A 22,017-nucleotide genomic window follows, 5' to 3' on the forward strand; every position below is an offset into this window, starting at 1 on the left:
CAGCAACAGCAACGAACGACGCCGCTGCCGGCACAGGGCCGATGGTGCGCCTGAGCGAGCTCAGCGTCACCTTCAGCGGCGCTCGCAAGCCCGTGCATGCCGTCAGTGGCGTGAGCCTCGAGGTGCAGCGCGGAGAAGTGGTCGCGCTGATCGGCGAATCGGGCTCGGGCAAGAGCGTGACCATGCGCACCCTGCTGCGCCTGCACCCCGAGCGCCGCACGCGCATGGGCGGCACGGTGCAGGTGGCCGGGCGCGACGTGCTCGCGATGTCGCAGCGCGAGCTGGCCGACTTTCGCGGCAAGGTCGCGTCGATGATCTTCCAGGAGCCGCTGCTGGCGCTCGACCCGGTGTACTCGGTGGGCGCGCAGATCGTCGAGTCGATCCGCCGCCATGAATCCGTCAGCGCGGCCGAGGCGCAGCAACGCGCGCTGGCCCTGTTCGAACGCGTGCGCATTCCCAGCCCCGAGCGGCGGCTGCAGGCCTACCCGCACGAGATGTCGGGCGGCATGCGCCAGCGCGCCATGATCGCGCTGGCGCTGGCCTGCAAGCCCCAGCTGCTGCTGGCCGACGAGCCCACCACGGCGCTCGACGCCACCGTGCAGATCCAGATCCTGCTGCTGCTGCGCGAGCTGCAGCGCGACCTCGGGCTGTCGGTGATCTTCGTCACGCACGACATCGGCGCGGCCGTCGAGGTGGCCGACCGCATCGCCGTGATGTATGCGGGGCGCATCGTGGAGGAAGGCACGGCGCGCGAGCTGATCCGCTCGCCGCGGCATCCGTACACCATTGCGCTGCTCAAGAGCCGCGCGCACGGCGCACTGGCGCGCGGCACGCGGCTGGAGACCATCGGCGGCGCGCCGCCCGACCTGTCCGCGCTGCCGCCGGGCTGCGCATTCGCCGAGCGCTGCGCGCTCGCCAGCGACGCCTGCCGCGCCGCGCAACCGCCGGTGGTGGAGCTCGCGCAGAATCACCGTGCACGCTGCATCCACACGGACGCGGCGGCGGCCATCGCGCCGGTGCTCGTTGCCTGAATGGCCTGAGCTGCGCCAGGCCCTTTCAGCCACCGTTCCATCGCCCTTCATCGCCATGCCCCTGCACGACCCCGCCCACGCCTTCGTTCCCTACCCCGACGCGCCGGTGCCGCGCGCCGCGACCGGCCCGCTGGCCGACCTGAGCTTTGCCGCGAAGGACCTGTTCGACGTGGCCGGCTACCCCACGGGCGGCGGCAACCCCATCGTGCTGGCGATGTCGGGCATCAAGACGCAGACCGCGCCCACCGTGCAAAAGCTGCTCGACGCCGGCGCGCGCTTCTCGGGCAAGACCGTGACCGACGAACTCGCGTTCTCGATGAACGGCAACAACGCGCATTTCGGCGCACCCATCAACGGCGCCGCCAAGGACCGCATCACCGGCGGCAGCTCGTCGGGCTCGGCCTCGGCCGTGTCGTCGGGCCTGTGCGACTTCGCGCTGGGCACCGACACCGGCGGCTCGGTGCGCGCACCGGCCAACCACTGCGGCCTGTACGGCCTGCGCCCCACGCACGGCCGCGTGAGCCTGGAAGGCGCGCTCGACCTGGCGCCCAGCTTCGACACCTGCGGCTGGTTCACGCGCGACGTCGGCACCTTCGCGCGCGTGGCCGACGTGCTGCTGGGCGCCGACACGGCCCGCCTTCCCGCGCGGGTTCGCCTGCTGCGCCCCGAGGACGTGTGGGCGCTGGCCGTGCCCGCGGCCGCTGACGCGCTGCAGGGCGCGGCCGACCGCGCGCAGGCGTTGTTCGGTCCCGCGCAAGGGACCACCGTGGCGCTCGATTCCTTCGACACGATGTTCTGGAACTTTCGCTACCTGCAGTCGCGCGAGGCCTGGCTCACCGACGGCCCGCTGATCGAGCGCTACGCGCCGCCGCTGGGCCCCGGCGTGGCCGAACGCTTCGCGTGGTCGCGCGAAGTGACCGACGCGCAGGTGGCCGCGGCCCGCAGCTTCCGCGCCGCGTTCCGCGACCACCTGGCCGCGCTGCTCGGCGACGACGGCGTGCTGCTGATGCCGACCATGCCCGACATCGCACCGCTGCGCAGCGACAGCGAGGCCTCCCTGGAGGATTACCGCAACCGCGCGATCCGGATGCTGTGCATTGCGGGGCTGGCCGGTTTTCCGCAGCTGTCGATGCCGCTGGCGACGCGCGACGGCGCGCCGCTGGGCCTGTCGCTGCTGGGGCCGGCGGGGTCGGACCGGTCGCTGGTCGCCTTGGCCGAGCGCCTGGCCACGCAAGCCTGAACCGAACCGGGGCCGCTAGGGCCGCCCCGAACCCTCACTTGCGGCAGCGTCATCCCTCGATGACGGCCGGCACTTCCAGGTGGCAGATGTCGCAGTCGACCTCGCCGCCCGCGCGCTCCACCACCACGAAGTCGCCCGCATCCACCGCCAGCAGCGCGTGATGCCAGGTGCCGGGCGCGAGCACCACACCCTGACGCCCATTGGTGACGAAAGCAGCGAGCTCGCCCGCCGACACGGGTGCATCGCCGGCGCGCGCCACCACGATGACGAAGCGGCGCTCGCCCAGCGGCACGAAGCTCTGGCTGCCGAGGGCATGGCGCTCCATTTCCGTGACGGCATGCGGAAAGCGCCGGGCCTGCGCGCGGAACAGCGCGAGCATCGGGCGCCCGCCGTCGGCGCCGAGCTGCAGGTCGGCCAGCAGGTCGAAACGCGTGGCGTTGCCGCCGTTGATCGGCCGGCCGGGGTCGGTGGCGGGCGCCGCGATGACGGTGCCGTACGGCGCGAAGGCTTGGGCGGTCAGCGGCTGCGCGGCGAGCGGCGCGGCGCCGATGGAAAGGGCATCGTTCATGCCGCGATTGCAGCAGAAAGCGTGCCGCGCGCCAACGCGAGGTCGGCCAGCCAGCGCTCGAAGGCCTCGGCGCGCTCCCCGTCGGGCAGCCGCAGCAGCGCCGACGGGTGCAGCGTGACGAACACGGGCCGCCCGTCCGCGCGCTCATGCAGCCAGGCGCCGCGCTCGGCCTGCACCGCCACCGCCCGCCCGAGCAGCGAGCGCGCCGCCGTGGCGCCCAACGCCACCAGCGCCTGCGGTCGCACCAGCGCGATCTCGCCGTCGAGCCAGTGCGCGCAGGCCAGCGCCTCGCGCTGCGCCGCGGTCTTGTGGATGCGGCGCTTGCCGCGCAGCTCGTACTTGAAGTGCTTCACGGCGTTGGCCAGGTACACGCTGTCGCGCGCCCAGCCCAGCTGCGCCATCGCGCGGTCGAGCAGCTGGCCGGCCGGGCCGACGAAGGGGCGGCCTGCCAGGTCCTCCTGGTCGCCGGGCTGCTCGCCGACGAGCATGTGCCGCGCGCCTTGCGGGCCTTCGCCGCACACGGCCTGCGTTGCCAGTGCGCCGATGGGGCAGTCGCGGCACGCATGCGCGGCGGCACGCAACTCGTCGAGGCTGGCCGGCGCCACGCCGTCGGCCGGCCGCAGGTGCAGCGGCACGGGCGCGCGGATGCGCCGGGCCACCGTGGGCGGCGCATCGATCATCGACTGGCTGCGCGTCGCGGCCGCGTCCGTCAACGGCTGGATCAGTGCGGCCTCGGGCAGGTTGTGCCAGTAGCGGCGGGGCATCTCGCGCCGCATCATGGCGACCTTCAGGCGCGCGGGGTTGAAGATGTGCGCGTAGTAGGTCAGCCAGAGCTGCTCGCCGGCATCGGGCGGCGGCTTCTCGCGGCGGTCGGCGCCGTCGCGGAAAGACAGGGCCTCGCCGTTCCATTCGACGCAGCGATCCGGCGTGAGGATGGCCCAGCGCATCTGCGCGAAGCGGCGCGCGAAGAACGGCGCGTTGGCCGCCACGATGCGGTGGTCGGGCTCGAACCACGCGACGTGGCGCTCGCCCACGTCGGCGTCCGCCACGCGGGTGAAGCGCACGAAGGCGCGCATCTTGTGGATGTCGCGGTGCACGGCCTTGGCCATCTGCTGCGCCTGCATCATGTCGGCGTCCAGCGGGTCGTGCCGCAGGGCCGGCTCGCGGGTCAGGCGCCAGAGCAGCCGGTACAGCAGCGCCAGGCGTTGCGGGTCGCGGTGCAGGATCACGTCGGCACACAGCGCGACGAAGGACGCGGGCACCGCATGCCGCGCGGCACTGGCGGCCGGTGGCGACGGTGCCAGGTCGAACACATCGCCTTCGTCGCCAGCCCCGCCGAACAGGTCTTCGGCCGCGCCTTCGCTCATCGCACCGTCGCTCCATTCGACCTGGTCGGGCGGCACGCCGCCGGCCAGCAACCGCCGCGCATGGCGGCGGAAGGCATCCAGGTCGACCGGGTCTTCGAGCCGTATGCGCATGGTCCTGGTCCTCGGCCTTTCTTCAGCCCTTGCTCAGAACAGCGAGGCCTGCGCAGCAGCTTGTGCCGGCCGGGCCGCCGGCACGGCCGCCGCCATGGCACCCTCAGCCGGCCGGTGGCCGTCGGCCACCACGAACGGCAGCACCTTGCGCGCCGGCACGTGCAGGCGCCGCAGGTCGTCGGCGCGCACCCGGCGCACGCGCCGCGCCTGCAGCAGCCGCTCGACCGCCTTCACGCCCAGCCCGGGCACGCGCAGCAGCATCTCGCGCGGCGCGTGGTTCAGGTCGACCGGAAAGCGCTCGGCATGCGCCAGCGCCCAGGCCAGCTTGGGGTCGACGTCCAGCCGCAGCAATCCGTCGGGCGCGGCCACGATCTCCTGGTGCTCGAAGCCGTAGAAGCGCATGAGCCAGTCGGCCTGGTAGAGCCGGTGCTCGCGCATGAGCGGCGGCGCCACCAGCGGCAGCGCGCGGGCCGCGTCGGGAATGGGGCTGAAGGCCGAGTAGTACACGCGCTTGAGCTTGTAGGCGCCATAGAGCGTGGCGCTGGACGCGAGGATGCGCCGGTCGTCGGTGGCGTCGGCGCCCACGATCATCTGCGTGCTCTGGCCTGCGGGCGCAAAAGGCGGCGGCTTGGCGGCGGTCGGCGCGGCGCCCGGCAGCGCGCGAATGGGCACCACGCGGCGCGCCTCCTCGCGCGTGTCGTCGATGCGCAGGCGCAGCCGTGCCATGGAGCGGCGAATGGCGCTTTCGTTCTTCTCGGGCGCCAGGGCCTGCAGCCCTTCGGCGGTGGGCATCTCGACGTTGATGCTGAGCCGGTCGGCATAGCGGCCGGCGCGCGCCAGCAGTTCGTCGCTGGCATCGGGAATGGTCTTCAGGTGGATGTAGCCGCGAAAGTCGTGCTCCTCGCGCAGCACGCGCGCCACCTCGACCACCTGCTCCATGGTGTGGTCGGGCGACTTGATGATGCCGCTGGACAGGAACAGGCCCTCGATGCAGTTGCGGCGGTAGAAGTCCAGCGTGAGCTGCACCACTTCGTCGACGCGAAAGCGCGCGCGCGGCACGTTGCTCGACGCGCGGTTGACGCAATAGAGGCAGTCGTACTGGCAGTGGTTGGTCAGCAGCACCTTCAGCAGCGAGATGCAGCGGCCGTCGGGCGCATAGCTGTGGCAGATGCCCGCGCCTTCGGTGGAGCCGATGCCGCGCCCGCCCAGCGAGTCGCGCGGCTGCGAGCCGCTCGACGCGCAGGAGGCGTCGTACTTGGCGGCGTCGGCCAGGATGGCGAGTTTGCGCTGGATGTCCACGGGGGCCTTGATGAAGCAGATACTGTATGAATATACAGTTTTAAACCGCGGCCGTCCGCGGAAATCCTGTCATCTGGCTGCGATTTGTAAGCCGGCCATCGCGCATTGCGCAGCCCCCGAACCTTGGCTACCCTCGCTGGCAGATGACCGACGACCCCACAGCGCCCGCCCCTACGCCCGATGACGGCGCCTCGGCACCCGCCCCCGGCCCAATTTGCGCCAACCTCCCCGACGATGGCCTCGCAAGCAAGTTCACCGCGCACAACGGCGTGCCCGCCTTCGCGGTGCGCTGGCACGGCGGGGTGTACGCCTACCTCAACCAGTGCCCGCATGCGGGCGGCCCGCTCGACTTCGAGGGCCAGGTGCTCGAAAGCTCGGGGCGCTTCCTGATGTGCGCGCGCCACGGCGCCATCTTCGAGCCCGACACCGGCAAGTGCGTCGGCGGCCCCTGCCGCGGCGCGCGGCTCACGCCGCTGGCGGTGCACGAGAAGACGGACGGCAGCGTGTGGCTGGGCCACGCCGGATGAACACAACCTTTCCAGGAGATTCCATGCGCAACAAGCTTCACTCCCTCGCCTCGCCAGTGGCGGCCCTCGCCCTCGCGGGCCTCATGGCCGGCTGTACCGGCATGTCGGGCGGCACCGGCGCCGGCGGCAAGGCCTTCACGGGCATGCGCGTCAGCTCCAGCGCCTTCGCCGACAACGGCGTGATCCCGGCCGACCACGCCGGGGCCGGCGAGTGCGGCGGCAAGAACGTCTCGCCGCCCGTGGCATGGAGCAACCTGCCGGCCAAGACCCGATCTGTCGCCGTGCTGATCTTCGACCCGGACGGCGCGGCCGGCCTGGGCGTGTCGCACTGGGTGGCCTACAACATCGCGGCCGAGCGCGGCGAACTCAAGGCCGGCGAAGGCCAGGCAGGCTCGAACTTCAACTTCACCATGGGCCCGAACGTGGCCGGCGCGCCCGCGTACCGCGGCATGTGCCCGCCGGTGGGCGACCGGCCGCACCACTACGTGATGACCGTGGTCGCTTCCGACCTCGCACCGGGCGCGCTGCCGGCGGGCCTGTCGCGCGACGCGCTGGTGGCCGCGCTCAAGGGCCATGCGCTGGGCGGGCAGAGCGTGGTGGGCCTGTACAGCCGCTGATGCCGCCGGTGCGGTCGTTGCCGTCGTTGCGCAAGACCCGCTGGGGGCGCGTCAACGGGGCGCCGCGTGTCAAGTGCAAAGGTATGCACGCGGGTAATAATTAAGGCTCCCGTTCGCCGGCGCCGGTCAGCCATGGCTGCTGCCGCTTTTCCGAAAGCTTCATCGATGGTCATGCCAGCAGCCGCGTCCGCCTCTTCAACGGTTTCCGCGGGCTCCACCGCTCCACCGTCCGTTGGCGACCTCGACGCCATGTTCGACCTGGCGCCCGTCTCGCTCTGGGTCGAGGACTACAGCGACCTCAAGCGCAAGCTGGACGGCTGGCGCACCGAAGGCGTGACCGACCTGGTCGCCTACCTGGCCGAAGACCCCCTGCGCGTGAGCGACTGCATGGCGCTGCTGAAGGTGCTGCGGGTCAACCAGCACACGCTGAAGCTCTTTGCGGCCGACAGCCAGGAAACCCTGCTCGGCGCGCTCGACCGCGTGTTCCGCGGCGACATGTCGGCCACCGTGGTGCACGAGCTCGACCGGCTGTGGCGCGGCGAACTCACCTTCGAGAGCGAGACCGTCAACTACGCCCTGGACGGCCGCCGGCTCGACGTGCGCGTGCGCGCCCGCGTGCTGCCCGGCCACGAGGCCACCTGGGACCGCGTGCTGGTCTCGCTCGACGACATCACCGAGCGCGTGGCCGCGCAGCGCCTGCGCGACGAAAGCGCCAGGTACGCGCGCAGCCTGTTCGACCGCTCGCCGGTGTCGCTGTGGGTGGAAGACTTCAGCGCGGTGCGCACGCTGATGGAAAACATCCGCGCGCGCGGCATCACCGACTTCGCCACCTTCATCAAGGTGCACCCCGAGTTCGTCACGCGCTGCATGCAGGAGATCCGCGTGATCGACGTGAACCAGGAAACCCTGCGCATGTTCGGCGCGCCCGACCTGACCGCGCTGCTGGGCAGCCTGTCGCGCGTCTTTCGCGACGAGATGCGCGAGTCTTTCGCGGAGCAGTTGCACGACCTGTGGAACGGCAAGACGGTGCAGCACCGCGAGGTGCTCAACTACTCGCTGTCGGGCGAGGCGCTCAACATCCACATGCAGTTCGCCGTGCAGGACGACCGGCTCGACAGCTGGGACCTGGTGCTGGTGTCGCTGGTGGACATCACCGCGCGCAAGAAGGCCGAGGCCTACCTCGAGTACCTCGGCAAGCACGACGTGCTCACGCAGCTGTGCAACCGCACCTACTACACCGAGGAGCTCAACCGGCTGTCGCGCAAGGGCCCGTGGCCGGTGTCGATCGTCGTCATCGACCTCAACGGCCTGAAGCAGCTCAACGACCAGGAAGGCCACGCCGCCGGCGACTCGATGCTGCGCCGCATGGGCGAGGTGCTCGACAAGGCCGTCGCGCCGCCGGCCTGGCCTGCGCGCGTGGGCGGCGACGAGTTCGCCGTGCTGCTGCCGATGACCGACGAGCGCGGCGCCGACGCGATGCGCGAGCGCATCCTCATGCTGCTGGAGCTGAACAACCAGTTCCACGCGGGTCAGAGCGGCCATCCGCTGAGCCTGGCCATCGGGCTGGCGACCTGCAATGCCGGCGAGTCTCTGGAAGCCGCGCTGCAGCGCGCGGACCGGGCGATGTACGTGGACAAGGCGCGGTACTACGAGAGCACCGGCCTCGACCGGCGCACGTAGCCGAGCGGCTAAGGCACCTCGCCCAGCCCATCCCCTGGCCCATCCCCCGGCCCGCGCACCCGCTCCAGCACGAAGTCGATGAAGGTCCGTATCGCCCGCGTGTGCTGGCGGTTGGGCATGTACAGCATGAACATCTGCGTGCCGAAGATGCTCAGGCGCCAGTCGTCCAGCGTGGTCACCACGTCGCCGCGGCGCACGTCGTCCTGCACCACGTAGTCGGGCACCAGGCCGATGCCCAGGCCCGCGAGGATGGCCTGGCGCAGGAACAGGAAGTTCTCGGAGATGAGCGTCGGCTCCAGGATCACCTCGCGCCGCGTCTCCCCTTGGTAGGCCGACACGCGCAGCTGGCGGCCGATGACCGCGGCCGTGACCACCGGCGCGCCCTGCAGTTCGTCCAGCTGCACCGGCAGCGGGTGCCGGGCCGCATAGTCGCTCGACGCGCAGGCCACGTAGCGCACCGGGCCCATCTCGCGCGCCACCAGGTTCTGCGGCGGCTCGGGAATCACGCGGATGGCGATGTCGACCTCGTCGCGCAGCAGGTCTTCGATGCGGTTTTCGAACACCACGTCCAGCACGATGCCGGGGTACTGGCGCTTGAAGTCGATGAGCCAGTCGGCCATCACCAGCTGGCCGTAGCCGCTGGGCACGCTCAACCGCACGCGGCCCTGCAGGCCCTGGCCCAGCTCGGTGACCGATTCGCGCGCGGCCAGCAGCTCGCCCTGAATGGCCACGCCGTGCTGGTACAGGCGCAGGCCGATTTCGGTCGGTTCGGCACGCCGGGTGGTGCGGCGCACCAGCTGCGCGCCCACCGAGCGCTCCAGCTGGTTCAGGTGGTAGCTGACGTTGGCGCGGCTCATCTTGAGCCGGCGGGCCGCCGCGCTCAGGTTGCCCGCGTCGAGTATTTCCACCAAAAGGGTGAGCGATTGCAGGTCCATGCGGCCCATTGTCAAAAATTCTTTGACAGTCTGTCAACCGTCTATGCAATTGTCAAAGCAGTGCTGCGGGCAAAGAATGCGGGGTTCACCCCCAGAGCCTCCGGGCCCCTCGCCTTGCATCCGCATGCACAGGGCCCGCCACGCAAGAGACACGCACATGGCCACCACCGCTTCCAGCACCCCCAGCCCCTCCACGTCTTCCGGTCCCGTCACCTTCGAGCGTCATGGCGACGTGTTCGTGGTGACCATCGACAACCCGCCCGTCAACGCCCTGGGTGTGGATGTGCGCCGCGGCCTCGTGGCCGCCATCGACGCGGCCGAGGCCGACGGCGCCGCGAGGGCGGTGCTGATCGTCGGCGCGGGCCGCAACTTCATCGCCGGCGCGGACATCCGCGAGTTCGGCAAGCCGCCGCAAGCGCCCTCGCTGCCCGAGGCCTGCCTGAAGATCGAGAACTGCACCAAGCCGGTGGTCGCCGCCATCCACGGCGCCGCGCTCGGCGGCGGGCTCGAAGTGGCGCTGTCTGCGCACTACCGCCTGGCTTCGCCCACCGCCAAGCTGGGCCTGCCCGAAGTGGCGCTGGGCCTGTTGCCCGGCTCGGGCGGCACGCAGCGCGCGCCGCGCCTGATCGGCGTGAAGCCCGCACTGGAACTGATGTTGAGCGGCCGCCATGCGGGCGCGAAGGAAGCGCTGTCGCTCGGCCTCGTCGACCGCCTGGCCACCGACGCCGACGCCCGCGCCGAGGGCCTGGCCTACGCGCAGGAACTGGTGGCCGCCAGGGCGCCCGTGCGCCGCACGCGCGAAGCCACCGGCCTGGCCGACAAGGAAGCCAGCCGCACCGCCCTCGACGCCGCGCGCGCCGACACCGCCAAGAAGAGCCGCGGCCTGTTCTCGCCGATGAAGATCATCGAAGCCGTCGAAGGCGCGCTCACGCTGCCCTTCGACGAAGGCATGGCGCTGGAGCGCAAGCTGTTCCTGCAGTGCATCGACAGCCCGCAGCGCGCCGGCCTGATCCACGCCTTCTTCGCCGAGCGCGAAGTGCTCAAGGCGCCCGAGACCAAGTCGGCCAAGCCGCGCGCGCTGGCATCGGCCGGCATCGTCGGCGGCGGCACCATGGGCGCCGGCATTGCGGTGGCCATGCTGGACGCGGGCATGCCCGTGACCATGATCGAGCGCGACGACGCCCAGCTCGCGCGCGGCCGCGCCAACGTCGAGAAGGTGTACGACGGCCTCATCAAGAAGGAGCGCATGACGCCCGAGGCCAAGGCCGCGGTGATGGCGCGCTTCAACGGCTCCACGAGCTACGACGCCCTGGCCGACGCCGACATCGTGGTCGAAGCGGTGTTCGAGGACATGGCGGTGAAGAAGGCCGTGTTCGCCGAACTCGACCGCGTGTGCAAGCAAGGCGCGGTGCTGGCCACCAACACCTCGTACCTGGACATCGACGAGATCGCCGCGAGCATCAAGCGCCCGCAGGACGTGGTGGGCCTGCACTTCTTCTCGCCGGCCAACATCATGAAGCTGCTGGAGATCGTGGTGCCCGCCAAGGTGAGCGCCGACGTGGTCGCCACCGGCTTCGAACTCGCGAAGAAGCTCAAGAAGGTGCCGGTGCGCGCCGGCGTGTGCGACGGCTTCATCGGCAACCGCATCCTGGCCGTGTACCGCCAGGCGGCCGACCACATGATGGAAGACGGCGCCTCGCCCTACGACATCGACGCGGCCGTGCGCAACTTCGGCTACCCGATGGGCCCGTTCCAGGTGTCCGACCTGGCCGGCGGCGACATCGGCTGGGCCACGCGCAAGCGCAAGGCCGCCACGCGCGACCCGCAGGCGCGCTACGTGCAGATTGCCGACCGCATCTGCGAGCGCGGCTGGTTCGGCCAGAAGACGCAGCGCGGCTACTACCTGTACCCCGAAGGCGCCCGCGCCGGCCAGCCCGACCCCGAGGTGCTGGCCATCATCGACGCCGAACGCGAACGCGCGGGCATCAAGCCGCGCCAGTTCACCGAAGAAGAAATCATGCGCCGCTACATGGCCGCGATGGTCAACGAAGGCGCCAACGTGGTGCTCCAGCGCATTGCGCTGCGCCCGCTCGACGTGGACGTGACCTTCCTCTACGGCTACGGCTTCCCGCGCCACCGCGGCGGCCCGATGAAGTACGCCGACACCGTGGGCCTGCCGAAGGTGCTGGCCGACATCCGCGAGTTTGCCAAGGAAGACCCGATCTTCTGGAAGCCGTCGCCGCTGCTGGTGCAGCTGGTCGAACGCGGCGCAGATTTCGCCAGCCTCAATCAATCCGAGTAATCACAGAGACAGCCGTCCAGGAGACACCCCATGCGTGAAGCCGTCATCGTTTCCACCGCCCGCACCCCGCTCACCAAGGCGCACCGCGGCGAATTCAACATCACCCCCGGCGCCACGCTGGCGTCCTTCGCCGTGAAGGCGGCCGTGGAGCGCTCGGGCCTCGACCCCGCGCTCATCGAGGACGCGATCCTCGGCTGCGGCTACCCCGAAGGCACCACCGGCCGCAACATCGCGCGCCAGGCCATCATCCGTTCGGGCCTGCCGATCAGCATCGCCGGCACCACGGTGAACCGCTTCTGCGCCTCGGGCCTGCAGGCGATTGCCATGGCCGCGGGCCGCATCGTGGTGGACGGCGCGCCGGCCATGATCGCGGGCGGCGTGGAAAGCATCTCGCAGATCCGTGGCCGCAGCCCCGGAGACGGCGGCGACCTCAGCCTGGACCCGTGGATCGTCGAGCACAAGCCCGAGCTCTACATGGCAATGATCGACACCGCCGACATCGTCGCCAAGCGCTACAACATCAGCCGCGAGGCGCAGGACCGCTTCTCCGCCGAGAGCCAGCGCAAGACCGAAGAGGCCCAGATCGCCGGGCGCTACAAGGACGAGATCGTCGCCTGCACCACCACCATGGCCGTGACCGACAAGGAGACCAAGGAAGTCACCCACCGCGAAGTCACCGCCACCGAAGACAACTGCAACCGCCGCGGCACCACCTACGAGGCGCTCGCCAAGCTCAAGCCGGTGATGGGCGAGGACAAGTTCATCACCGCCGGCAACGCCTCGCAACTCTCCGACGGCGCCTCGGCCTGCGTGCTGATGGAAGCCAAGGATGCAGAGCGCGCCAACATCCAACCGCTGGGCGCCTTCCGCGGCCTCGCGCTGGCCGGCTGCGAGCCCGACGAAATGGGCATCGGCCCCGTGTTCGCCGTGCCCAAGCTGCTCGCGCGCCACGGCCTCAAGGTGCAAGACATCGACCTGTGGGAGCTCAACGAAGCCTTCGCCTCGCAGTCGATCTACTGCCAGGACAAGCTGGGCATTCCGTCGGAACGCCTGAACGTGAACGGCGGCGCCATCTCCATCGGCCACCCCTTCGGCATGACCGGCGCGCGCCTCACGGGCCACGTGCTCATCGAAGGCAAGCGCCGCGGCGCCAAGTACGCCGTGGTCACGATGTGCATCGCCGGCGGCATGGGCGCCGCGGGCCTGTTCGAAATCTACTGAGGAACGCGCGATGGACCTGAACTTCACCCCCGAAGAAGAAGCCTTCCGCAGCGAAGTGCGCGCCTTCCTGGCCGACAAGCTGCCGGTGCGGCTGTCCGAGAAAGTGCGCGGCGGCAAGATCCTGGAAAAGGCCGACATGCAGGAGTGGCACGCCACGCTGAACGCGCGCGGCTGGCTCGCCAACCACTGGCCCGAGCAGTACGGCGGCCCGGGCTGGACGGCGGTCGAGAAGTTCATCTTCGAGCATGAATGCGCGCTGGCCTTCGCGCCGCGCATCGTGCCCTTCGGCGTGAACATGCTCGGGCCGGTGCTCATCAAGTACGGCAACGAGGCGCAGAAGCAGCACTGGCTGCCGCGCATCCTGAACGGCGACGACTGGTGGTGCCAGGGCTACTCGGAGCCCGGCGCCGGCTCCGACCTGGCGGCGGTGAAGACGTCCGCCGTGCGCGGCATCGACGCGCAGGGCGACCACTACATCGTGAACGGCCAGAAGACCTGGACCACGCTGGGCCAGCACGCCAACATGATCTTCTGCCTGGTGCGCACCAACCGCGAGGCGAAGAAGCAGGAGGGCATCAGCTTCCTGCTGATCGACATGACCTCGCCCGGCGTCGAAGTGCGCCCGATCATCACGCTCGACGGCGAGCATGAGGTGAACGAGGTGTTCTTCTCCGACGTGCGCGTGCCGGCCGAGAACCTGGTGGGCGAAGAGAACAAGGGCTGGACCTGCGCCAAGTACCTGCTGACCTACGAGCGCACCAACATCGCCGGCGTGGGCTTCTCGGTGGCCGCGCTCGAACAGCTCAAGGGCATTGCCGCCTCGCAGACCAAGAACGGCAAGCCGCTGGCGGACGACCCGGCCTTCGCGGCGCGCCTGGCGCGCGTGGAGATCGACCTGGAGAACATGAAGACCACCAACCTGCGCGTGATCGCGGCGGTGGCCGGCGGCGGCGTGCCGGGCGCGGAAAGCTCGATGCTGAAGATCCGCGGCACCGAGATCCGCCAGGAAATCTCGTCGCTGGCGCGCCGCGCGATGGGCGTGTACGGCCGCCCCTTCGTGGCCGAGGCGCTGAAGGACGGATACACCGGCGAGACCTTCGGGCCGCCTTACGCGTCGGCCGCCGCCTCGCGCTACTTCAACAACCGCAAGCTGTCGATCTTCGGCGGCTCCAATGAAATCCAGAAGAACATCATCAGCAAGATGATCCTGGGCCTGTAAGGAGACACGCAATGAACTTCGAACACACCGAAGACCGGCGCATGCTCGCCGACAGCCTGAACCGCTTCATCAGCGAGCAGTACGCCTTCGACGCGCGCGACCGCATCGCGAAGTCGCAGCACGGGTTCAGCAAGGAGATCTTTCAGCAGTTCGCCGAACTCGGCGTGATCGGCGCGCTGTTCAGCGAGGCCGACGGCGGCTTCGGCGGCGGCGGCTTCGACATTGCCGTGGTCTTCGAGGCGCTGGGCCGCGGCCTGGTGATCGAGCCGCTGCTGGGCGCGGTGATGGTGGGTGAGGCGCTCAGCGCCGCCGGCACCGACGCGCAGAAGGAGAAGCTCGGCGACATCATCAACGGCGTTGCCGTCGTGGCCTTCGCGCACGACGAAGCCGATACGCACTACGAACGCACGCGCGTGGCCACCAAGGCCGAACGCAATGGCGACGGCTGGGTGCTGCACGGCGCCAAGGCCGTGGTGCCGCAAGGCGAGCAGGCCGACCTGTTCCTGGTCTCCGCGCGCACCTCGGGCAATGTGGACGACGAAGCCGGCATCTCGCTGTTCCTCGTGCCCGCGAAGACCACGGGCCTCACGGTGCGCGGCTGCCCGTCGATCGACGGTGGCCGCGTCGCCGAACTCGCGTTCGACGGCGTGACGCTGGGCGCCGACGCGCTGCTGGGCGCCGAAGGCCAGGGCCACGCCACGCAGGAGCGCGCCATCGGCCGCGGCGTGCTCGCGCTGTGCGCCGAAGCGCTGGGCGCGATGGAAGCCGCCAAGACCGCCACGCTGGAGTACCTGCGCACGCGCAAGCAGTTCGGCACGCTCATCGGCAGCTTCCAGGCCCTGCAGCACCGCATGGCCGACCTGCTGCTGGAGATCGAGCAGGCGCGCTCGGCCGTCATCAACGCGGCGGCCGCCATCGACACGGGCGAGCGCGTGACGCGCGAACGCGCGCTGTCGGCCGCCAAGTTCAGCATCGGGCGCATCGGCGCGCTGGTGGCCGAAGAAAGCATCCAGATGCACGGCGGCATCGGCATGACGTGGGAGCTGCCCCTGCCCCACTACGCCAAGCGCCTGGTGATGATCGACCACCAGCTGGGCGACGAAGACCATCACCTGCAGCGCTACATCCAGCTCGGCAAGGAGATCGCGGCATGACGGACACGACGAACAAGACCGTGCTGATCTCGCAGGAAGGCGCCGTGCGCATCCTGACCAACAGCAACCCCGGCGCGCGCAACGCGATCACGCCGACGCTGTATGCCGAGCTGAGCGCCGCGCTCGCCGACGCCGAGCAGGACCCCGAAGTCGGCGCCATCGTCTTCACCGGCGCGGGCGACTTCTTCTGCTCCGGCGGCGACCTGAACCTGCTGGCCAAGCGCCGCGAGCTGCCCATGGCGGAACGCCGCCAGATCCTCGAAGGCCTGAACAACCTGATCCGCGCGCTGCGCGATTGCAGCAAGCCCGTGATCGCGGCGGTCGAGGGCGGCGCGGCCGGCGCGGGCCTGTCGATGGCACTGGCCTGCGACATACTGGTGTCGGCGCGCGACGCGTTCTACACCGTGGCCTACGTCAAGGTCGGCCTCACGCCCGACGGCGGCGCCACCGCCTTCCTGGCCGAGTTCGTCTCGCGCCAGGTGCTCACCGAGCTGTGCCTCACCGGCGACCGCATGACGGCCGAGCGCCTGAACCAGCTGGGCGCGGTCAACCGCCTGACCGACAAGGGCGCGGCGCTGGCCGAAGCGGTGGCGCTCGCGGCCAAGGTCGCGACCGGCCCGCAGCGCGCCACCACGCGCATCAAGACGCTGTGCCGCCAGGCGCACCACGCCACGCTCGAAGCGCAACTCGACGCCGAGGCCGTGTTCATGGTCGAGTCGCAGGGCGACGCCGAAGCGGCCGAAGGCATCGGCGCGTTCCTGGGCAAGCGCAAGGCCGACTTCGTCGCCTTGCGCCACAAGGCAAAGGACGCGTCCTGACGCGAACCCCGCCGCCCTTCCGTTTCGCCTCGCACGCCGTGCGGGGCTTTCTCGTTTCTCCGAAGTCTGTGTCATGCCTCTATTGAATTCATCGCTGCCGCTCGCCGGCGTGCGCGTCCTCGACCTGTCCCGCATCCTGGCGGGCCCCTGGTGCGGCATGGTGCTGGCCGACATGGGCGCCGAGGTGATCAAGGTCGAGCACCCGGGCCGCGGCGACGACACGCGCGACTGGGGCCTGCGTGTCGGCAAGACCGAAACCGCCTACTTCAACAGCGTGAACCGCAACAAGCGCTCGGTCACGCTCGACCTGCAGACGCCCGAGGGCCAGCAGATCGCGCGCGACCTGGCCAAGCAGTGCGACGTGGTGATCCAGAACTTCAAGTTCGGCGGCATCGACAAGCTGGGCCTGGGCTACGAGCAGCTCAGCAAGGAGCAGCCCGGCCTCATCTACTGCTCCATCTCGGGCTACGACCGCACCGGCTCCGAGGCTGCGCGCCCGGGCTACGACCTGGTGGTGCAAGGTGAAGCCGGCCTGATGGCGCTCAACGGCGAAGCCGACCAGCCGCCGCTGAAGTTCGGCGTGGCGGTGGTCGACCTGTTCACCGGCATGTACTCGGCGCAGGCCATCCTTGCCGCGCTCTACCAGCGCGAGAAGACCGGCAAGGGCCGGCACGTGGAGATGGCGCTGTTCGACTGCGGCCTGATGATCACCGCCTACTACGGCCTCGAAGCGCTGCTGATGGGCGAAGACCCGCCGCGCTACGGCAACTCGCACCCGTCGATCGTGCCGTACGGCGTGTTCGACGCGGCCGACGGCCCGCTGGTGATCACCGTGGGCAACAACGCGCAGTTCGCGCGCTTCTGCACCGAGGTGATCGAGCGGCCCGACCTGGCGGCCGACGAGCGCTTCAAGACCAACATCCTGCGTTCGGCCAACCGCGCGGTGCTGCTGCACGAGCTGCACGCCGAACTGGCCAAGCGCCCGCGCGCCGGCCTGCTCGAGAAGCTCACCGCCTCGGGCATTCCGTGCGGCGAGGTGCTGGGCCTGCTGGAGGCGCTGCAGTCGAAGCGCGCGACCGATGCCGGCCTGGTCACCACGCAGCCGCACCCGGTGGCCGGCACGGTCGACGTGCTGGCGCCGCCCTACCGTTTCGACGGCGAACGCCTGCCGGTGCGCAGCGCGCCGCCCACCCTGGGCGAAGGCACGCACGACGTGCTGCAGTCCCTGCTCGGCCTGTCGGATGAAAAGCTGGCCGCGCTGAAATCGAGTGGCGTGGTCTGAGCAAGACGCGCCGTTTTCCCTTGTTCCCCTGTGCATCCCTGAAGTAAGAAGTCCATGGCCCCCCCCGCTTTCCGCCCCCTCCGCAATCCCGTTCGCCGCGCACTCCTTGCCCTGGCCCTTCCCCTCACCCTTTCACTCGTGGCCGGCAGCGCCTTCGCGCAAGCCTGGCCCAGCAAGCCGATCACGCTGATCGTGCCCTTCCCGCCCGGCGGCCCGACCGACGTGGCCTCGCGCATCGTGGCGCAGAAGATGTCGCTCGCGCTCAAGCAGAACATCGTCATCGACAACCGCAGCGGCGCCTCGGGCACCGTGGGCGCCGCCACGGCCGCGCGCGCCGCGCCGGACGGCTACACCTTCGTGATGCTGGCCACGCCCACGCTGCTGGCCTCGCACCTGTACGGCGCCACCGGCGGCTACGACATCTTCAAGAACTTCACGCCCGTGGGCTCGGTGTACGACCTGCCGATCGTGCTGGTGGTCAACCCCAAGTCGCTGCCCGAGGTGAACAGCCTGCAGGACCTGATCGCCAAGGCCAAGGCCGAAGGCGGCAAGCTCAACTACACGACGGCCGGCGCCGGCAGCTTCGGCCACCTGACGACCGAGCAGCTGAAGAACATCGGCAAGTTCGACATGCAGCACGTGCCTTACCGCGGCAGCGCGCCGGCCGTGACCGACCTGATCGGCGGCCAGGTGCCGGCGATGTTCTCCGACCTGGTGGCCGTGATTCCGCACATCCGTGCGGGCAAGGTGCGCGCCATCGCGGTGGGTTCGGGCAAGCGCGTGAGCCTGCTGCCCGACGTGAAGACGGTGGCCGAGCAGGGCTTCCCCGGTTTCGACGCCACCTCGTGGGGCGGCATGCTGGCCCCTGCCGGCACGCCCAAGGACGTGGTCGAGCGCATGAGCGCCGAGCTGAAGAAGGCGCTGGCCGACAAGGAAGTGCAGGACAAGCTGGAGAGCGTGGGCTCCTTCGCGGCCTACCGCACGCCCGAGCAGACCGGCGTGCGCATGAAGCAGGACTTCGAGCGCTGGGGCAAGGTCATTCGCGATAACCACATCACGAACCAGTAGAACCAGAACCGGCCGGGCCGGCAGGGCGACAACACCAAGGAGACAGACATGACAGACAAGCACGCCAACAACTACAAGACCCCGGTCGGCACGCCGTTTCGCCCCGCGTTCCCGGTGCGCAGCCTCGCGGACATCCACCGGCTCGAAGCCACGCCGCTGGACCAGGCGGTCACGGTGCGCAGCACCTACGAGATCTTTCGCAACGCGGGCCATGCCTTCGGCGACAAGACCGCGCTGACCTTCCTGCGCACGGGCAACCCGGCCGACGAACCCATCCGCTGGTCGTATGCCGAGCTGCTCGCGCGCCTGCACCAAACCGCCAACCTGCTGCACACGCTGGGCGTGGGGCCCGGCGACGCGGTCGCGGTGCTGCTGCCCGGTTGCCTGGAGTACCACCTGGCGCTGTGGGGCGGCGAGGCGGCCGGCATCGTGCAGCCGCTGAACCCGCTGCTGACCGACGAGAAGCTGGTCGCGCTGATGACCGCCGCGCGCGCCAAGGTGTTGATCGCCTACGGCTCGGACAGCGAGTCGGGCATGTGGTCGAAGGCGATGCGCCTGCGCGGCCAGGTGCCCACGCTCACCACCGTGCTGCGCGTGGCGCCGCACGACGAGGCGCCCGGCGCGGCGGGCGAACTCCCCGAGGGCGTGGCCGACTTCGACGTGCTGCGCGCCGCGCAGCCGAACGACCGCCTCGTGAGCGGGCGCGACATCGCCCCCACCGACATCGCGGCCTACTTCCACACCGGCGGCACCACGGGTGCGCCCAAGCTCGCGCGCCACAGCCACGGCGCGCAGGTGTTCACCGCCTGGGCCAGCGTGCAGGTCGCGGGCATGAACGAGAACGGCATCTCCATCAACGGCTATCCGCTGTTCCATGTGGCGGGCGTGCTGCCGGCGTCGCTGTCGGCGTTGTCGGCGGGCGTGGAGGTGATCATTCCCACGCCCTCGCTGCTGCGCAACAAGGAGGTGCTGGCCAACTACTGGAAGCTGGTGGCGAAGTACCGGCCGACCTCGCTGTCGGCCGTGCCCACCGTGCTCGCGGCACTGGCCAACGTGCCGCTGGACGGCGCGGACATCTCGTCGATCACCTACTGCCGCACCGGCGCCGCGGTGCTCTCGCCCGAACTGGCCGCGCGCTTCGAGCGCCTGTTCGGCCTGCATGTGCACGAGAGCCTGGGCATGACGGAGATGGCCGGCATCTCGACCATCACGCCGCCGGGCGTGAGCGGGCCCGCGGGCTGCGTGGGCTTTCGGCTGCCGTACATGCAGATGCGCGTGGTGGCGCTCGACGAGAACGGCAACGCCAGCGACCGCGAGATGCCGCCAGGCGAACAGGGCATGGTGCTGTTCAAGTCGCCCAACCTGTTCTCGGGCTTCGTGGACCCGGCCGACAACGCCAAGGCCTTCACGGCCGACGGCTGGCTCGCCACCGGCGACCTCGGCTGGATCGACAGCGAGGAGCGCCTGAACCTCACGGGCCGCTCGAAGGACCTGATCATTCGCAGCGGCCACAACATCGACCCCAAGACCATCGAGGACGCGCTGGGCGCGCACCCCGCCGTGCAGCTGTGCGCCGCCGTGGGCGCACCCGATGCCTATGCGGGCGAACTGCCGGTGATCTTCGCGACGCTGGTGCCCGGCGCCTCGGCGACCGAAGAAGAGCTGCTGGCCTTCACCGCCGGCCGCGTGGACGAGGCGCCCGCCCGGCCCAAGTGGGTGTCGGTGATCGAGGCCATGCCGATGACCAACGTCGGAAAGATCTACAAGCCCGAGCTGCGCGCCATGGCCGCGCGGCAGGTGGTGGCCGCGACGGTGGCCGAGGTGTGCGCCGCGCTCGGCGTGGGCGAGGCCGCGCGGCCCGTGGTGAAGACCGAAGGCGAAAGCCTGGTGCATGTGCAGATCGACGCCGCGGCGGCGGGTGCGCTGGCCGCGCCGCTGCAGGAACAGCTGCTCAAGGCGCTGGCGCCGTTGCCCTTCAAGACGCGCATCGCGCTGAAGTGACTTTTTTTATAACCAGAGACTGGAGACAAGCCATGACTGCACAACGCCCCAACCGCAGGGCCCTGCTTTGCGCCGCCTCGTCGGCCGCCGCGCTCTTCGCGTGGGCGCCCGCCCACGCGCAGGCGCCCTATCCGAACAAGCCGATCCGCCTGGTGGTTCCCTACCAGGCAGGCGGCGCAACCGACGTGCTGGCGCGCGTGCTGGGCCAGAAGATGTCGGCCGGCCTGGGCCAGCCCGTGCTCATCGACAACAAGCCGGGTGCGGCCGGCATCATCGGCACCGACGCGGTCGCCAAGTCGGCACCCGACGGCTACACCGTCGTCTTCTCGCTCAGCAACTCGCTGCTGACCAACGAGTTCCTCTACGACAAGCTGCCCTACGACACGCAGCGCGACCTCACGCTGGTCTACCAGGTCGCCATGGGACCGCTGGTGCTGGTGGTGCATCCGAGCGTGCCGGTGAAGACCGCGCCGGAACTCCTGAAATACGTGGCCGCGAACAAGGGCAAGGTCGCCTACGGCTCGTACGGCGTGGGCGCCTACCCGCACCTGGCCGGCGCGCACATGAGCCTCACGCAGCAGGCCGACATGAACCACGTCGCCTACAAGGGCGAGGCGCCGATGATGCAGGACCTGATCGGCGGCCAGATCCAGATGGCCTATGCCAGCGCGCTGGTGGCCAAGCCGCACATCGAAGCGGGCAAGGTCAGGGCCATCGGCGTGAGCGGCGAGCGCCGCATGGCCGCGCTGCCCAACATACCCACCCTGGCCGAGCAAGGCCTGAAGGACGAGGCGTACAGCGTGACCGGCTGGCTCGCCTTCGCGGTGCCCGCCAAGACACCCAAGGCCATCGTGGACCGCATTGCCGACGAGGTGCGCAAGGCCTCGCAACAGCCCGAAGTGCGCGAGCGCATCGCGGCCATGGGTTTCGAAATCAAGGACAGCTCACCCGAACTCTTTGCCGCCGCCTGGAAGCAAGAGCGCCCGGTGTGGGAGCGCCTGATCAAGCAATCGGGCGCAAAGCTCGAGTGAACCTCATCCGATATCCGAAGGAGCAACCATGAAGATTCTTGTGCCCGTGAAGCGGGTCGTCGACTACAACGTCAAAGTGCGCGTGAAGAGCGACGGCACCGGGGTGGACATTGCCAACGTGAAGATGAGCATGAACCCGTTCGACGAGATCGCGGTCGAAGAGGCGGTTCGCCTGAAGGAAAAGGGCATCGTGACCGAAGTCATCGCCGTGTCCTGCGGCGATGCCAAGTGCCAGGAAACCCTGCGCACCGCGATGGCCATCGGTGCCGATCGCGGCTTCCTGGTCGAAACGACCGAAGAGCTGCAGCCCCTGGCGGTTGCCAAGCTGCTCAAGGCGCTGGTCGACAAGGAACAGCCCCAACTCATCATCCTGGGCAAGCAGGCCATCGACGACGACGCCAACCAGACCGGCCAGATGCTGGCTGCGCTGGCCGACCTGCCGCAAGCCACCTTCGCCTCGAAGGTCGACCTGGCCGCCGACAAGGTCACCGTGTCGCGCGAAGTCGACGGCGGCATGGAAACGCTGACCCTCACGCTGCCGGCCGT

General features: G+C 69.9%; 19 protein-coding genes. 15 read left to right on the forward strand and 4 right to left on the reverse strand.

The window, feature by feature from the left end:
• Positions 1–41: 41 nt before the first annotated feature.
• The gene (locus tag AC1DJH_RS20665) at positions 42–1,031 is read left to right on the forward strand and encodes an ABC transporter ATP-binding protein (protein ID WP_478186997.1); all 990 of its coding nucleotides are present in this window, start codon (positions 42–44) and stop codon (positions 1,029–1,031) included.
• 55 nt (positions 1,032–1,086) lie between these two features.
• Positions 1,087–2,271 (forward strand): amidase, encoded by a 1,185-nt coding sequence (locus AC1DJH_RS20670; protein ID WP_478186977.1) that lies wholly within the window; start codon positions 1,087–1,089, stop codon positions 2,269–2,271.
• A 49-nt stretch (positions 2,272–2,320) separates the two neighbouring features.
• Here AC1DJH_RS20670 and AC1DJH_RS20675 read toward each other — a convergent pair whose 3' ends face one another.
• From AC1DJH_RS20675 to AC1DJH_RS20685, 3 genes are read right to left on the reverse strand one after another with little or no spacing between them, the layout of a single operon-like run.
• Positions 2,321–2,839, reverse strand: coding sequence for an ureidoglycolate lyase (locus AC1DJH_RS20675; RefSeq protein WP_435486295.1), 519 nt, complete (start codon positions 2,837–2,839; stop codon positions 2,321–2,323).
• On the reverse strand, positions 2,836–4,317 hold the full coding sequence (locus AC1DJH_RS20680) for a UdgX family uracil-DNA binding protein (protein WP_478186978.1): 1,482 nt from the start codon (positions 4,315–4,317) through the stop codon (positions 2,836–2,838). The genes AC1DJH_RS20675 and AC1DJH_RS20680 overlap by 4 nt, the downstream gene beginning before the upstream one ends.
• Before the next feature lie 33 nt (positions 4,318–4,350).
• Positions 4,351–5,616: a putative DNA modification/repair radical SAM protein gene (locus AC1DJH_RS20685; protein ID WP_478186979.1), complete on the reverse strand. Its 1,266-nt coding sequence runs from the start codon at positions 5,614–5,616 to the stop codon at positions 4,351–4,353.
• 143 nt (positions 5,617–5,759) lie between these two features.
• Between AC1DJH_RS20685 and AC1DJH_RS20690 the strand changes: the two genes are divergently transcribed.
• From AC1DJH_RS20690 to AC1DJH_RS20700, 3 genes are all read left to right on the forward strand, one after another.
• Positions 5,760–6,143 (forward strand): Rieske (2Fe-2S) protein, encoded by a 384-nt coding sequence (locus AC1DJH_RS20690; protein ID WP_478186980.1) that lies wholly within the window; start codon positions 5,760–5,762, stop codon positions 6,141–6,143.
• Between the two features lie 23 nt (positions 6,144–6,166).
• Positions 6,167–6,760 carry a YbhB/YbcL family Raf kinase inhibitor-like protein gene (locus AC1DJH_RS20695; protein WP_478186981.1) on the forward strand — a complete coding sequence of 198 codons (594 nt, stop codon included), beginning with the start codon at positions 6,167–6,169 and terminating at the stop codon, positions 6,758–6,760.
• A gap of 165 nt (positions 6,761–6,925) precedes the next feature.
• Positions 6,926–8,440, forward strand: a complete 1,515-nt coding sequence (locus tag AC1DJH_RS20700) for a sensor domain-containing diguanylate cyclase (protein ID WP_478186982.1) — start codon at positions 6,926–6,928, stop codon at positions 8,438–8,440.
• 8 nt (positions 8,441–8,448) lie between these two features.
• Here AC1DJH_RS20700 and AC1DJH_RS20705 read toward each other — a convergent pair whose 3' ends face one another.
• On the reverse strand, positions 8,449–9,375 hold the full coding sequence (locus AC1DJH_RS20705) for a LysR family transcriptional regulator (protein WP_478186983.1): 927 nt from the start codon (positions 9,373–9,375) through the stop codon (positions 8,449–8,451).
• 157 nt (positions 9,376–9,532) lie between these two features.
• Between AC1DJH_RS20705 and AC1DJH_RS20710 the strand changes: the two genes are divergently transcribed.
• From AC1DJH_RS20710 to AC1DJH_RS20755, 10 genes are all read left to right on the forward strand, one after another.
• Entirely contained in the window at positions 9,533–11,677 is a 2,145-nt protein-coding gene (locus AC1DJH_RS20710) for a 3-hydroxyacyl-CoA dehydrogenase NAD-binding domain-containing protein (protein ID WP_478186984.1), read from the forward strand.
• A 30-nt stretch (positions 11,678–11,707) separates the two neighbouring features.
• The gene (locus tag AC1DJH_RS20715) at positions 11,708–12,898 is read left to right on the forward strand and encodes an acetyl-CoA C-acyltransferase (RefSeq protein ID WP_478186985.1); all 1,191 of its coding nucleotides are present in this window, start codon (positions 11,708–11,710) and stop codon (positions 12,896–12,898) included.
• Positions 12,899–12,908: 10 nt separating this feature from the next.
• Positions 12,909–14,117 (forward strand): acyl-CoA dehydrogenase family protein, encoded by a 1,209-nt coding sequence (locus AC1DJH_RS20720; RefSeq protein WP_478186986.1) that lies wholly within the window; start codon positions 12,909–12,911, stop codon positions 14,115–14,117.
• Between the two features lie 11 nt (positions 14,118–14,128).
• A complete protein-coding gene (locus AC1DJH_RS20725; RefSeq protein ID WP_478186987.1) occupies positions 14,129–15,271 on the forward strand; it encodes an acyl-CoA dehydrogenase family protein in 1,143 nt (380 codons plus the stop codon).
• Entirely contained in the window at positions 15,268–16,089 is an 822-nt protein-coding gene (locus AC1DJH_RS20730; protein WP_478186988.1) for an oxepin-CoA hydrolase, alternative type, read from the forward strand. Before AC1DJH_RS20725 ends, AC1DJH_RS20730 begins: the two co-directional genes overlap by 4 nt.
• 73 nt (positions 16,090–16,162) lie before the next feature.
• On the forward strand, positions 16,163–17,371 hold the full coding sequence (locus AC1DJH_RS20735; RefSeq protein WP_478186989.1) for a CaiB/BaiF CoA transferase family protein: 1,209 nt from the start codon (positions 16,163–16,165) through the stop codon (positions 17,369–17,371).
• A 54-nt stretch (positions 17,372–17,425) separates the two neighbouring features.
• Entirely contained in the window at positions 17,426–18,439 is a 1,014-nt protein-coding gene (locus tag AC1DJH_RS20740; protein ID WP_478186990.1) for a Bug family tripartite tricarboxylate transporter substrate binding protein, read from the forward strand.
• 114 nt (positions 18,440–18,553) lie between these two features.
• Positions 18,554–20,440 carry an acyl-CoA synthetase gene (locus AC1DJH_RS20745; RefSeq protein ID WP_478186991.1) on the forward strand — a complete coding sequence of 629 codons (1,887 nt, stop codon included), beginning with the start codon at positions 18,554–18,556 and terminating at the stop codon, positions 20,438–20,440.
• Between the two features lie 32 nt (positions 20,441–20,472).
• The gene (locus tag AC1DJH_RS20750) at positions 20,473–21,471 is read left to right on the forward strand and encodes a Bug family tripartite tricarboxylate transporter substrate binding protein (RefSeq protein WP_478186992.1); all 999 of its coding nucleotides are present in this window, start codon (positions 20,473–20,475) and stop codon (positions 21,469–21,471) included.
• Between the two features lie 28 nt (positions 21,472–21,499).
• Positions 21,500–22,017 (forward strand): electron transfer flavoprotein subunit beta/FixA family protein (locus tag AC1DJH_RS20755; protein ID WP_478186993.1); only part of this gene is annotated, 518 nt, incomplete at its 3' end.

It is taken from the genome of Variovorax sp. 10N412 (genome assembly GCF_056394985.1).